This window comes from Candidatus Izemoplasmatales bacterium, from assembly GCA_041649275.1.
Taxonomy (GTDB): domain Bacteria; phylum Bacillota_I; class Bacilli_A; order Izemoplasmatales; family Hujiaoplasmataceae; genus UBA12489.
Window position 1 is genome coordinate 1 of the sequence record JBAZNL010000003.1, and the last position, 12,864, is coordinate 12,864.

The window sequence follows — 12,864 nt, forward strand, 5'->3', positions numbered from 1 at the left end:
GCCTTCGGGATTCCCCGGAGGCCGGTCTGCGTGTCCTTGCAGGCGACGCCGGTGACGGCCTTGAAGTAGAAGCTCGAGAAGGCGTTGCCGAAGCGGCTCTGGCGGGGGACGTTCTCCGCCGTCAGGTCGCGCGACCCGAGGACGAGCGCCTCGGGATGCGCCGCGAGTTCCTCCGACACCTTCAGGATGTCCTTGGCGAGGTGCTGGCCGTCGGCGTCGCAGGTGACGTAGCCCGCGCACTCGGGCATCGTCTGCGAGGCGAAGGAGAGGGCGGTCTTGATCGCCGCGCCCTTGCCCTGGTTGACGGGATGGCGGACAAGTTTCGCACCTTCCTTCTCGACGGCTTCGAAGACGGGGGCGCAGGCGGCGCGCGACCCGTCGTCGACGACGACGATCCGGTCGAGGCCGAGGGCCTTCAGTTCCTTGACGAGGACGACGAGCTTGTCGTCCGGCTGGTAGGCCGGAATCAGGATCGCGTTCACGGACGGCGCCTCGATCTCACGAGCGTGATCGCGTAGAGCACGGAAGCGGCGAGGATCAGGAGCGCGCCCGCGGCGAAGAAGACGTTCACCAGGTCGGAGGATCCGCCGTAGATGTCGAAGACGCCGTGGAGGACGCTGCCCGTCGCGATCGTGGCGATTCCCATCGGCCAGACGGCGAGGCCGACCTCGCCCGGGGCGGGGAGGAAGAGGAAACCGAGTTCGACGGCGACGCCGCCTACAAGCGGGATCAGGAAGGCGAAGGTCATGTAGGGCGAATCGACGCCGTGGGCGAAGATCTGGTAGACGAGATGGAAGAGAAGCAGGAACGCGGACGCGAACCCGTAGTTCCGCGCCCGCTTCAGGAATCGGCGCTTAGCGTCGGATGTAGACACAGTCGCCCACCTTCCTTTCGGTGCCCTCGGAGGGATTGTTCACGACGGCGCCGTCGAACCACATCGTGGCCGAACCGCCGCCGTCGAAGTTGTACGCCTGCGTGCACCCGACGAGAAGCATGATGTCCGCGAACTCCTCGATGTCGGCGCCGTGCGAGGCGTCGGTGCGGCCGTCGACGGTGACGAACATGAAGTGGTTCGCAGACACCGCGCCGAAGCCGGAGCGGGGGTTGTTCACCGCGTCCCTGGCGAGGCCGTCGTTCACGCTCGCGACCGAGACGCCGTCTCTCACGATCACCGGACCGAAGGACCAGAGCTGCCAGGCGCCGTCGTCGACGATCGACTGGAGGGGGGTCTCCTCCTCCGTATGGAACGCGACCGTTCCGTCGGCGTTCAGGACGACGCAGTCGCGGTAGGAGGCGGAGGTGCGGAGGATCATGCCGTTCCTGATGACGTAGCCGTAGTCGTAGTGGGAGGCGTAGTCGGAGTTGATCGCGAAGATCGCGTCGTGGTCCTCCGCCATCGTCGAGACGGTCTGGACGATGTTGGTCCCGCCGAAGGTGTTGAAGGCGAGGGCGGCGAGGATCTGGGAACCGTCGGTCGTGACGACGTCGGCGACGTAGACGTCGGAGTTCGAGGCGCGGATCTGATACAGCGTGATGAGGACGTTTTCGTTTTCGTACGTCCCGAGGACGGTCCCCCCGAGGAGCGCGGCGGGGACCTCGCCGGGATAGACGAGCCCGGGATCGGTCGTCGTCACCACCGGTTCCGTCGTCGTTCCCGTTCCGATCGGGCCGGTGATCGGATCGGCCGTGGTGGTCGGGACGGTGATCGTGGTGGTGAAGACGGGATCGGTGATCACGATCCCGCCGTGCGGGATCACGAACTCGTAGAGGAGGGTGAAGGTGGTGAAGAGGAAGAGGAGGGCGTAGAAGCCCGCGATGTAGGGCAAGAGTCTTTTCGGTCCGACGGGCATGGCGCTTCGCCTCCTTCCATGGATATCATAACGCGCCATCATGAAGATACGATGAACGTCGCGTCGCGATTGCGTGAGGTCCGGTGTTCCGGACGCCCTTCCATTGTATCATAGATGGTCTATCTCGCGCCAACGAATGACATGCAACCAAATGAAGTCGCCCACGAACCTACGTTGGCTAGTTATTTGATGAGTATTGAAAAAATAAAATAGCTACAAAAATATCTATATATGATATGATAATCATAGAGGTGAATACGATGTTGATTGCGACCGAAAAAATCATCAGTGTCACGGAGGCGAACCAGAATTTCAGCAAACTCGCGAAGAAAGCCGATACCGACGGTTACGTCATGATCTTCAAGCGCAACAAACCGGCATATGTGATGTTCGATGTCGACAAGATGACTGCCGCGATGAAAGAGGAATTCGAAAAGATGCACATGCGTCTCATGTCCGAACAGCTGATCGCGGAATATGGCGAAGCCTACGGCAAACTGGCGAAATGATCTGGAGCAAAGAGTTCATCATCGAACTCCATGAACGGCTGATCGCCGCAACCGGTGGACGCCGCGGCATCCGCGAAATCGAACGTATCGACTCAGCACTTCAGTCGATCCAACAGACATTCGACGGCAACGATCTGCATCCTAGCCCCATCGAAAAGGCGGCGCGCCTGGCGTATGCGCTCTGTACGAGTCACCCTTTCATCGATGGCAACAAGAGGATCGCGATGCATGTGATGGCACTCATGCTACGATCGGAAGGACTCCCCTACGTACCTTCGAACAATGAGGTCGTCAGAATCGGATTCTCGCTGGCATCCGGCGGGTTGACGTATGAGGATCTCGTCCAATGGGTGAAGGACACGATCGCTGAAGCATCGAGAAGAGACCGGACGGGGAAAGCCGCATGAGCAATGCCGACCGCTTCATCGCGCGCCATGCGCGATCCATCCGGGAAGAAGACCGGTTCCGGTTCCACGTCGCCGCCCCCGTCGGTTGGATCAACGATCCGAACGGGTTCTCGTTCTTCGATGGGAAAATCCACCTGTTCTACCAGTCCAACCCCTACGCGACCCACTGGGGACCGATGCACTGGGGACACGTCGCAAGCGACGACTTCGTCAAGTGGACGAGGCTTCCCGTCGCGCTCACGCCCGGCGCCGGGAAGGGCGTCCTCGGATGCTTCTCGGGATCGGCGGTGACCCACGACGGAAAGCACGCACTCGTCTATACCCGCGCCGGCCTCTTCCGCCAGGTCCAGTGCCTCGCCACCTCGACGGACGGGATCGAGTATGTCGAATACGAACGCAATCCCGTCGTCGACGGGACGATGCTCCCGCGGGACTCCTCGAAGGCCGACTTCCGCGACCCGAAGGTCTGGTTCGAGGACGGAGCCTTCCACATGCTCGTCGCCAACCGGAACGCATCCGATCCCTACGCGAAGCTGCTCCTGTACCGCTCCTCCGACCTGATGAAGTGGACGTACGTCGGGATCGTCCTCAGGAACGGTGAAGCCCTGAGGCCGAAACTCGGGGTCATGCTCGAATGCCCGGACCTGGTCCGTTTCCCCGCAGGCGACGCGATCCTCGTCAGCCCGCAGGACATCCCCGGTCACCGGAACCGCCACGGCACCGCCTGCGTCGTCGGCCGGTTCGATCCGAAGACCGGCGTTTTTTCCGACTGGAATTTCGAAGCGATCGCCGAGATCGACCTCGGCCTCGACTTCTACGCGCCGCAGACGACGGTCATGCCCGACGGGCGCGTCGTCATGGTCGCATGGATGCAGAGCTGGAATCGCCGTCCGGCCTACGCCTCGACCGGATTCGCGGGAGCGCTCACGTTCCCGCGCGAACTCTCTCTGAAGGACGGAAGGCTTCATCAATGGCCCGTCCGCGAGCTCGAATGGTACCATCGCAACCCCCTCGACCTGACTGTCGACCTCCCCGCCGGGCGCGACTTCCAAGATCCGCGCCTCTCGGGCTTCGCCCAGGACATCGACATCTCGTTTACACCCGGCCCGGGCAGGACGGGGATTACCGTCTTCTGCGATGCGGAAGGAAACGGTCTGTCGATCGACTACGACGACGGAAGGGTCGTCCTCGACCGCCGCGCCGTCGCCGGACCGCTCCTGCCGACCGACGAAACCGCGAACTTCGTGACCGCCGACTGTCCGCTTTTGGATGGGAAGGTCCGGATCCGCCTGATCCTCGACCGTTACTCCTGCGAGGTCTTCCTCGCGGACGGCAGGACGACCCTGACGGCGACCGCGTTTCCGGCGCCGGAGCGCGAAAATGTTTGGTTTTCGTCCGACGTCCCGGTCGCGATCACAGTGCACAAGCGCGACGTCGTGCGATAATCGGATCCGTGGATGTTATCCATTATTTTCCCTCTCAAGTCTGCACTACCATCTATATGTTCAAAATGAGTCGGCATATTGAAAAACATCAACCAATCGCGATTGACGATTCATTCCTGTGATATAATGAATATGCTGCACTAGATGATTTTCATGATGGATGGTATGGCAGGCATAAAAAAAGAAGTTGAGTTATGATGAACAAATTGAACATATGAGAAGCAAAGGCGTTACGTTCAATCACGTCACGATGGATCAAGCGAAAACGTATCTGGAACGGAAGAATTCAGATTTCCGCATCAAGGCCTATTGCAAGAATTACGAGGTCAAGCCTTCGACAGGGGAGTATATCAACCTGGATTTTAATTATCTGACCGAAATGGCCGAGATTGATCACCAATTACGCCGTTTTATCACAAAGTTCATAGTCCACCTGGAACATATCCTCAAGCAGAACCTGCTTCGCGATTTGACTAACGAACCTACCGAAGACGGATTTACAATCATCTCCGATTTTCTTGTAGAAAATCCCGGGGTCCTTTCATCCATCGAGGAGAAACGCAGACAATCCGTGGTCGGGGAACTCATCGACAAATATCGTGACCGCTACTCCATGTGGAGCATACTCGAGGTTTTATCGTTCGGCGAATTCATTAAGTTGTACGGTTTCTATTATGAACGTCATCCTGCGAAAGGTAAACACGAGAACATCTTGCATCATATCAAGTTCCTCCGTAATGCTGTCGTTCATAACATTTGCCTACTCAATTCGCTGAAACGACCGTACCAGTTGTCATCATTTAGACGGTGCGAAGAAGTCGTATCATATCTATCCAGATCACCGATTTCATCGAAAGCAAGAAATAAGAATTTGGAGAATCCCGTCATCCATGATTTGATTACGGCGCTCTACGTATTTCAATCCGTATGTGCCGATCGAGACACAAAAAAGAAATATTGCGTCGAACTGAATCGTCTCTTCAAGGCGGACTTCGTGAAGAATGGCGCCTATTTCAATGGGAATTCCATAATACAATCGAGATATGAATTTTTCATCAAATTCATTGACTACTACTCGACAACATCGTATAATTAATGCGAAGATCAAAACCCGACAAGGGTTTATACGTCCCAGCGCGATCGCGCCGGGTCGTTTTTTGTTTAGCATGAGCCTCGCGTCGAACTTGTGAAATGACGATCGCCAGTTGCCAACTCGTCCGAAAAGGGTTACAATGGTGAAGATGACTTTTCACACGGGAGACATCCGATGTCCTCATCTCTCGACGGGCTCTTCTGGTCCGTGACCAACCTCAAGACGCTGATCCCCGCGACCATCCTGATGGCCGCGTTTGCCGTATTGCTCCGGAAGCTGATCGGCGCGAAGTCCGACCGCGTCAAAAACATCCCCTTCCAGGTCATGGCCGTCGCGCTCGTCGTCCTCGAAGCCGTCAAGCAATGGCGCGACCTCTCGCAGGGGGCCTACAGCCTCTGGTCGATCCCGCTCCACTTCTCGAGCGTCTACCTCTTCCTGTTCCCGCTCACCCACTTCTCCCGCGGCGCCTTCGCGATGGCGATGCGCCCGGCGACGGCGGTCGCCGCGGGGATGACGACGATCGGGATGCTGCTCTTCCCGATGACCGTCTTCGGGGACGCCGCGGGCGGGTACTTCAAGGACTTCGGGTCGTTCCACACGGTCACCTACCATTACGCCATCATACTCTATTTCTTCCTCTTCATCGCCCTCGGGATGCACGAACCGGACACGCGGAAGGACGCGGTCGCGACCTGGCGGCTCGTCACCGTCTACGCCCTCGTCGCCGCCCCGGTCGCGAACGCGATCGGCGTCAACTTCATGAGTTTCCTGTTCTCGAGCTTCCCGCCCCTCGAAGCGGCGCGGGTGATCCTCCGCGACGCGCTCGGGATCGTCCCCGGCCAACTGATCTACGTCGGGATCATGTACCTCGGGATGCTCGGGAGCGCGACGCTATCGACCATCCTCTACCGCGGCCTCAACCGTCTCGTCCGGCGGATCCCGCCGGGATCGGTCGCCGTTAGGGGCGCGCGCGTCGTCGCCTGACGACGTCGCTTCACGAAAGAGATCGGAGGCGGGCGCATGGCCGTCAGACGCTCCTCCGCGGACGGGCTTCCCGTCTACGGAGCGCATCGAAGAGACAACGAGGAACACGTCTTCCGTTACGTCCCGAACCCCTCGGGGCGGACCGCGGCGCCCGAGGATCCCCCCCGCGCCGGCGAAGCCCGATCCCGACCGCATCCTCGGCAGGGATATGAACGGCGACGAGGACGAATGACGAAACGGCACGGAAATTTCCGTGCCGTTTTCTTTTGAATGTCTGTCCATCCGCCCGCGGGCGTGATACAATGGGATGAGACGTCCGGAGGATCGCTTCGGACCATACGGGGGTGCACCATGGACGCGTTCAACCAGGAAACCAGGAAGAAGATCGAGGAAGCCGTGCTATCCTTCCTCCGCCGGAACGGACCCGCGGAGCGGAAGAAGCTGTTCTCCCCCGCCTACGTCGCCCTGCAGGTGACCGACGAGGACATCAAGGACAACGCCCCCTCGGGGAACTACTCGAAGGCGAAGAGCTACATCGGGATGATCGTGAGCGAACTCGTCGCCGAGGGAAAGGTCCTCGCTTCTCCCGAGGGCGCCCTCTCGGCGCCCGCGCCGAAGCCGGAGCCCGTCGTGGAGAAGAAACCGGTCAAGGTCGCCGAGAAGGCGATGCCGCTGTCGGATGCCGCCTACAAGGCGCTCGTGCTCCGCATCCTCGGGAAGTACCTCTCCGCCGAAGAGACCCTCGACAACGATCCCAACTCGCTCGCCGGCGTGCTCCGCTCCCAGACCGGGGCGATGCTCAGGAAGCATCCCGAACTCGCGGCTAAGGACGAGGAGACCATCTTCCGGACGGTCTCTTCCGAGATCGAGAAGACCAAGGGCTTCAGGGACCGCTTCCACAGGGAGAAGGAATCCGAACCCGAACCCGAGCCCGCCCCCAGGACGGAAGCGCCCAAGCCGGAACCGGCGAAATCCGCCAAGACCGTCAAGAAACCGACCTCCGAACCGGAGCCGACAAAGCCGAACGGCGCGAAGGCGCGCCAGACGCTCGTGCTCCGCATCCTCGACCATTACCTCTCGGGCGAGGAGACCCTCGACAACGACCCGAACTCGCTCGCGGGCGTCCTCAGGAGCCAGACGGGCGCGATCCTCAAGAACCACCCGGAACTCGCCGGCAAGGACGAGGACGAGGTCTTCGCGACCGTGACCGCCGAGATCGAGAAGACCAAGGGCTTCAAGGACCGCTTCGCCTCCCGGACGGCGCCCGAACCCGAGAAGGCTCCCGCCGTCAAGCCGGCGCGGAAGCGGGCGAAGAAAGCCGAGCCCGAACCCCAGGGCGAACCGGCCTTCCCGATCGAGTCGATCGACCGCCTGATCCGCGAGACGGCTGCGAAGCACGCCCTCTGCGTGTCCGGCAAGTTGTCGCGCGAAAGATACGAGAAGGTCCTCCTCCTCGCCGTCAGCCACCTTTTCGCCGATGCCGAGGAGTTCTTCGAGAACTTCTCGTTCCAGCTGATCAAGCGGCTCTACGGGACCGCCGTCATCGACCAGAAGTTCACCCCCGGTCCCGAGGACGAGGGCGTCGACGGCGAGATCGTCGTCGAGGATCCCGCCGGCTACCGCGAGACGATCATGATGCAGGCGAAGACGAAGAAGAACGACAAGGCCTCGATCTCGATGAAGGTCCTGCGCGAGTACGTCGGCGTGATGCACCTCCGCGGCGCCGACAAGGTACTCATCATCTCCAACTCGACGATCACGAAGGACGCCAAGGAGAAGTCGAAGCGGCTCAAGTACGTGAAGCTTGTCGACGTCAGGGAGCTCGTCGAGTGGATGAAGAAGACGAGGTTCGGCCTTGTCGTCGAGGACGGCGCCCCGAAGATCGACGCGGCCCTGCTCCGCGAGCTGATCGGGGTCAAGTGAGATGGATTCCGAACGCCTGTGCCTCGGAAGCCGCTGGAAGCGGGACGGATTTCGTCTCGTCTACTACGGCCTCCGAAACAAGCCCAACACGACCCGTAACGTCCTGAAGCTCACCCGCCGCGAAGCCATGGTCCTCGACGTCCTTCCGAAGGCATGCGGCGACGCCGAACGAAACGTCCTGAAGCGGCTGACGGCGGAAGGAGCCGTGGTCCGCGAACGCGACGTCAAGCCCCTGCCTTCCTCATATGAGGAGGCCCGCTTCTGCGTCTCCTGCGCCGCCAACGACTTCATGATCCCCGGCCTCGAGTTCGACGCCGAGGGCCGCTGCCCGATCTGCCAGAACGCCGACGTCCTGCCCTCGATCAAGAGCGTCCTCCCGCTCGTCGAGACCCTCCCGAAGGCGATGAAGGGACGCTTCGACGTCGCCCTCTTCTATACCGGCGGGAAGGATTCGAGCTACCTCCTCCACCATCTGGCGAACGACCTCAAGCTGCGCGTGCTCGCGCTCACCTGGGAGATCCCGTACATGTCGGATTCGGCCCGGGCTTCGATCGAAGCCGCCAAGAAGCGCGTGTCTTCCGCCGAATTCGTCGTCCGGAAGATCGCCGACGACGACCTCCGGCGCATGTACCGCGACCTCTACGATCGCGCCGGCAACACCTGCGCCTGCCCGTCGCTCGCGTACGTGACCTTCTATCCCGAACTCGTCGAGCTCGGCGTCCCCTTCCTCGTCCTCGGGAACGAGCCGGTCCAGATGAAGAACCTCTGGTTCCAGCACATCGCCCCGAAGTCGGCCTACGACCCGAAGATGCATGCGCTCCTTTCTTTCGCCCTGAACGCCCTGCGCGTCCTCACCTTCCGCCGGCCGCTCCGTCCGGGGCAGGCGGAGACGCTCCTGGCGATGCGGGCGCTCGCGTACGGCGAACCGAAGGTCAAACGGCTGTCCGGCTTCGTGAACCCTCTCCAGGACGACGTCCAGGAGGCGATGCGGAAGATCCCGGAATTGATGCGGCCGTTCAAACGGGCGATCCGCCGTTCCTCCTGGACCGGCCGGATCCCGGCGATGGTCCACATCGACATGGACGCCGCCGCCGGCGGCTACGACTGGGCGAAGATCAAGAAGCTCCTGACGGACAAGATCGGATGGGTCGGATCCGACAGCCTCGACAAGGGTCTCCACACCTCGTGCAGGATCGAGAAGTGCAAGGAATACACCCAGTTCGTCCGCTTCCGGGCGATGAAGTCGACGGTGATCCCGTTCTCCGCGATCGAACTCGCGATCGCCTCGCGCGAAGGCAACGTCGCGCGCGACGAGGCGATCCGGGAGATGAAGGGACAGCTCGGCTTCTCCCTGACGCAGCCGCCCGAGTGCGCGGTGATGGAAGCGTATCTGGAGCTCGGAAAATGAAAAGACAACGGCTAGCGCGTCACGACGACGGCGCCGGCCGTTGTTCTTTTCTATATAGATGACAACGCGAGTTCCAAGGGCGATGACGGACGGATCGGACGCGCTTTCGTCAATCGTTCCTGGAAGGCTGGCGGATCGGTTTCGTCGTATTGCGCCAGACGACGTTCGTCTGCGTATAGACGATCTTGTTCCGATCGTCCGGATGTTTGATCCGGTTGAGCAGGGTGATGAGGGCTTGACGGCCGAGATATTCCTTGTCCGTGTTCACCGTCGTGACCGACGGGACGGCGACGCGTCCTTCGGCGATGTTGTCGAAGCCGATCACGCCGATCTCCTCGGGGATCTTCTTCCCCATCTGCTTCAGCGCCTCGCAGGCGGAGATCGCGATCGAGTCGTTCGCGCAGACGAGGATTTCCGGCAGTTCCTTCATCGCGAGGAAGGTTTTCTTGAGTTCCTTCGGATTGCCGTAGGGAAAGGCGTCCGGTTCCAAGACGGAGAACGTCGGATCATACGGGATCTTCTGCTGGAACAGCGCCTCGCGCATCCCGAGGAACCGTTCGTAGAAACCGCGGCAGTGCATCGGATCGCCGACGAAGCCGAAACGTCTGGCGCGATGCTGGACGATGAGGTCGTTGCAGATGCGCGTGATCGGATCCGCATTCATCATGATCACGATGTCGTAGGCGCCGGGGATGTCGACCGAGAAGTGCGGGAAGTCGATGAACGTCGTCGGGATCTCGAGTCCGAGCAGCATCTTGATGAAGCGCTCCTCGAACGACTCGATGCAGATGATGCCGTCGACGTTGATCGCCTTCACGTAGTTGCCGAGGTCGCGGTAGGCGGAAGGGGTCTGGGCGTTGAAGGTGTACTGCAGGAGCTCGAAGTCGTACTTCTTGACGGTCGCCTCGATCCCGCGGACAATCGAAAGGAAGAAGTTCAGGTTCGAGAGCGTGCGCGACGTCAGAAGCATGATCTTCTGATTGCGAAGATACTCGCTTTTCCCCGAGGCGTAGTTGAGCCCCTTGTATCCGAGCTCGATCGCCTTGTCGAAGACGAGCTTCCGCGTCTTCTCGGGGACCGGACGATTGTTGAGGACCTTGGAGACGGTGTTGCGCGAAAGGCCGAGGTCGTCGGCGATGTCCTGGATGCTTACGGCGGTTTGCGGCATGGTTCCATCCCTCCTGAGAGCATCATAGCACACATTGCGAAGGAATCCAACGAATAATGTGCAAATAGATACAAATGACATAAATAATTGTGCAAATAGCTCAAATGTAAGGGTTTTTGCAAAATACTTTTGACATCGTTCGAGCCATCGGTGAAAATAGAATCAGCCGGTGATCGAGGAGGCGAAGCGATCCATGAATCCCACGACCACACCACGCAAGAGAAAGAGTCAGTCCAAGAAGGCGAGTCGGTTCACGCTCTTCCTTTTCGTCGTTCCCGCACTCTTGTTCGTCCTCGTCTTCAACTACCTGCCCATGTACGGCGTCGTTATCGCCTTCCAGGACTTCTCACCGGTCGACGACATCCTCTCGCCGAACGCCAACTGGATCGGTTTCGACAACTTCACACGCTTCTTCAACGACTTCAAGTTCTGGACCCTGATGGAAAACACCTTCCTGCTCTGCATCTACGGCTTCCTCATCGGCTTCCCGCTGCCGATCGTCGTCGCCCTCCTGCTGAACGCGCTCAAGGGGAAGAAGTTCTCGCGCCGGCTCCAGACGATCTTCTACGCGCCGCACTTCATCTCGGTCGTCGTCATGGTCGGCATGCTCTACCTGTTCTTCGGGGAGTACGGGCTTGTGAACAACATCGTCCGCTACCTCGGCGGAGATCCCTACAGTTACTTCCTCGAACATGAGGCGTTCCGTCCGCTCTACATCCTCTCCTCGAACTGGCAGGACTTCGGCTGGAGTTCGATCATCTACCTCGCCGCCCTGTCGGGCGTCGACCCGCAGCTGCACGAGGCGGCCGTCGTCGACGGCGCGTCGCGCTTCCAGCGGATCCTCCACATCGACTTCCCGGCGATCTTCCCGACCGTCTCGATGCTTCTAATCCTCTCGATCGGCAACCTCATGAGCGTCGGCTACGAGAAGGCGCTGCTCATGCAGACGGGAGCGAACCTCTCGACCTCGGAGATCATCGCCACCTACGTCTACCGCATCGGCTTCATCGGTTCCGGCGAATACGGCTATGCCACCGCCATCGGCCTCTTCAGCGCCGGCATCAACGTCGTTCTGCTCGTGATCGCGAACACCCTGTCGCGACGCTTCTCGCAGAACAGCCTGTGGTGATCGCGATGAGACTCCTATCGACGTCGCCGACCCTCCCCAAGAAGAAGAAATCCGGCCGCATGAAGGATCCGCTTTCCGACAAGATCTTCTATGCCTTCGACATCCTCCTCATGCTCCTGCTCGCCGCCATCATCGTCTATCCGCTCTATTTCATCGTCATCGCCTCGATCTCCGATCCCGACCAGGTGCTGAACGGCAACGTATACCTCTATCCGGTCCAGGTCACCCTTTCCGGATTCCGCCGTCTGCTCGATGAGGAACTGATCTGGACGGGCTATCGCAACACGATCATCTACACCGTCGTCGGCACCGCCCTCAACATCGCGATGACGATCCCGACCGGCTGGGCGCTCTCTCGGAAGAACCTGCCCGCCCGCAAGTTCGTCATGTGGTTCTTCATCATCACACTGTTCTTCGGAGGCGGGCTCGTCCCCTATTACCTCCTGATCTCGAAGCTCGGGATGGTCGAGAGTCCGCTCGTCCTCATCATCCCCTCGGCGATGTCGGTCTGGAACGTCTTCATGACGAAGGCCTATTACGAATCGAACATCCCCGAAGAACTGCTCGAGGCCGCCGAGATCGACGGCGCCGGCGAATTCCGCAAGTTCTTCTCGGTGGTCCTGCCGATCTCGAAGGCGATCATCGCCGTGATGGTGCTGTTCTACGCGGTCGGCCACTGGAACAGCTACTTCAACGCCCTGATCTTCATCTCCGACGAACGCTTCTATCCGCTCCAGCTCGTCCTCAAGGACATCCTCATCACCGCCGAGGTCACGAGCGGCGCCGGCGGCAGCGTCGATACGATCCTCGAACAGATGCGGATCGCCAACCAGATCAAGTACGCCTCCATCATCGTTTCCTCGCTTCCCATCATCCTGCTCTATCCCTTCATTCAGAAGTTCTTCGACAAGGGGTTCCTTGTCGGCACGTTCAAGTAAGCGGAGGTCC

Annotated in this window: 12 protein-coding genes; 8 read left to right on the forward strand and 4 right to left on the reverse strand. The window is 60.1% G+C overall.

All coding sequences use genetic code 11. The features are described from left to right. The 3 genes from WC509_03605 to WC509_03615 form a co-directional block, all read right to left on the reverse strand. A partial coding sequence (locus WC509_03605; GenBank protein ID MFA5006537.1) for a glycosyltransferase family 2 protein occupies positions 1-482 on the reverse strand: 482 nt, incomplete at its 3' end. Next, positions 479-874, reverse strand: coding sequence for a hypothetical protein (locus tag WC509_03610; protein ID MFA5006538.1), 396 nt, complete (start codon positions 872-874; stop codon positions 479-481). The genes WC509_03605 and WC509_03610, both read right to left, overlap by 4 nt. Continuing rightward, entirely contained in the window at positions 855-1,850 is a 996-nt protein-coding gene (locus WC509_03615; protein ID MFA5006539.1) for a phosphodiester glycosidase family protein, read from the reverse strand. The genes WC509_03610 and WC509_03615 overlap by 20 nt, the downstream gene beginning before the upstream one ends. A gap of 260 nt (positions 1,851-2,110) precedes the next feature. Here WC509_03615 and WC509_03620 point away from each other — a divergent pair, with 260 nt between their 5' ends. From WC509_03620 to WC509_03645, 6 genes are all read left to right on the forward strand, one after another. Continuing rightward, the gene (locus WC509_03620; GenBank protein ID MFA5006540.1) at positions 2,111-2,359 is read left to right on the forward strand and encodes a type II toxin-antitoxin system Phd/YefM family antitoxin; all 249 of its coding nucleotides are present in this window, start codon (positions 2,111-2,113) and stop codon (positions 2,357-2,359) included. After that, the gene (locus WC509_03625; GenBank protein ID MFA5006541.1) at positions 2,356-2,766 is read left to right on the forward strand and encodes a type II toxin-antitoxin system death-on-curing family toxin; all 411 of its coding nucleotides are present in this window, start codon (positions 2,356-2,358) and stop codon (positions 2,764-2,766) included. The genes WC509_03620 and WC509_03625 overlap by 4 nt, the downstream gene beginning before the upstream one ends. After that, positions 2,763-4,211: a GH32 C-terminal domain-containing protein gene (locus tag WC509_03630; protein ID MFA5006542.1), complete on the forward strand. Its 1,449-nt coding sequence runs from the start codon at positions 2,763-2,765 to the stop codon at positions 4,209-4,211. The genes WC509_03625 and WC509_03630 overlap by 4 nt, the downstream gene beginning before the upstream one ends. A gap of 1,267 nt (positions 4,212-5,478) precedes the next feature. Beyond that, positions 5,479-6,288, forward strand: coding sequence for a hypothetical protein (locus tag WC509_03635; protein MFA5006543.1), 810 nt, complete (start codon positions 5,479-5,481; stop codon positions 6,286-6,288). A gap of 351 nt (positions 6,289-6,639) precedes the next feature. Then, the gene (locus WC509_03640; GenBank protein ID MFA5006544.1) at positions 6,640-8,211 is read left to right on the forward strand and encodes a restriction endonuclease; all 1,572 of its coding nucleotides are present in this window, start codon (positions 6,640-6,642) and stop codon (positions 8,209-8,211) included. Position 8,212: 1 nt separating this feature from the next. Next, the gene (locus tag WC509_03645; protein MFA5006545.1) at positions 8,213-9,619 is read left to right on the forward strand and encodes a hypothetical protein; all 1,407 of its coding nucleotides are present in this window, start codon (positions 8,213-8,215) and stop codon (positions 9,617-9,619) included. Positions 9,620-9,728: 109 nt separating this feature from the next. Here the strand turns inward: WC509_03645 and WC509_03650 are convergent, their stop codons facing one another. Then, the gene (locus WC509_03650; GenBank protein ID MFA5006546.1) at positions 9,729-10,787 is read right to left on the reverse strand and encodes a LacI family DNA-binding transcriptional regulator; all 1,059 of its coding nucleotides are present in this window, start codon (positions 10,785-10,787) and stop codon (positions 9,729-9,731) included. A gap of 193 nt (positions 10,788-10,980) precedes the next feature. On the opposite strand from WC509_03650, the gene WC509_03655 reads away from it, so the two are divergent. Both WC509_03655 and WC509_03660 read left to right on the forward strand, forming a co-directional pair. Continuing rightward, positions 10,981-11,916, forward strand: coding sequence for an ABC transporter permease subunit (locus WC509_03655; GenBank protein ID MFA5006547.1), 936 nt, complete (start codon positions 10,981-10,983; stop codon positions 11,914-11,916). Positions 11,917-11,921: 5 nt separating this feature from the next. Then, positions 11,922-12,854: a carbohydrate ABC transporter permease gene (locus WC509_03660; protein ID MFA5006548.1), complete on the forward strand. Its 933-nt coding sequence runs from the start codon at positions 11,922-11,924 to the stop codon at positions 12,852-12,854. Positions 12,855-12,864: the final 10 nt, after the last annotated feature.

What these genes read in the sequence shown, in the direction of transcription:
- WC509_03615 (MFA5006539.1), bottom strand. Translation starts at nt 1,850, where the DNA reads ATGCCCGTCGGACCGAAAAGACTCTTGCCCTACATCGCGGGCTTCTAC.
- WC509_03620 (MFA5006540.1), top strand. Translation starts at nt 2,111, where the DNA reads ATGTTGATTGCGACCGAAAAAATCATCAGTGTCACGGAGGCGAACCAG.
- WC509_03625 (MFA5006541.1), top strand. Translation starts at nt 2,356, where the DNA reads ATGATCTGGAGCAAAGAGTTCATCATCGAACTCCATGAACGGCTGATC.
- WC509_03630 (MFA5006542.1), top strand. Translation starts at nt 2,763, where the DNA reads ATGAGCAATGCCGACCGCTTCATCGCGCGCCATGCGCGATCCATCCGG.
- WC509_03635 (MFA5006543.1), top strand. Translation starts at nt 5,479, where the DNA reads ATGTCCTCATCTCTCGACGGGCTCTTCTGGTCCGTGACCAACCTCAAG.
- WC509_03640 (MFA5006544.1), top strand. Translation starts at nt 6,640, where the DNA reads ATGGACGCGTTCAACCAGGAAACCAGGAAGAAGATCGAGGAAGCCGTG.
- WC509_03645 (MFA5006545.1), top strand. Translation starts at nt 8,213, where the DNA reads ATGGATTCCGAACGCCTGTGCCTCGGAAGCCGCTGGAAGCGGGACGGA.
- WC509_03650 (MFA5006546.1), bottom strand. Translation starts at nt 10,787, where the DNA reads ATGCCGCAAACCGCCGTAAGCATCCAGGACATCGCCGACGACCTCGGC.
- WC509_03655 (MFA5006547.1), top strand. Translation starts at nt 10,981, where the DNA reads ATGAATCCCACGACCACACCACGCAAGAGAAAGAGTCAGTCCAAGAAG.
- WC509_03660 (MFA5006548.1), top strand. Translation starts at nt 11,922, where the DNA reads ATGAGACTCCTATCGACGTCGCCGACCCTCCCCAAGAAGAAGAAATCC.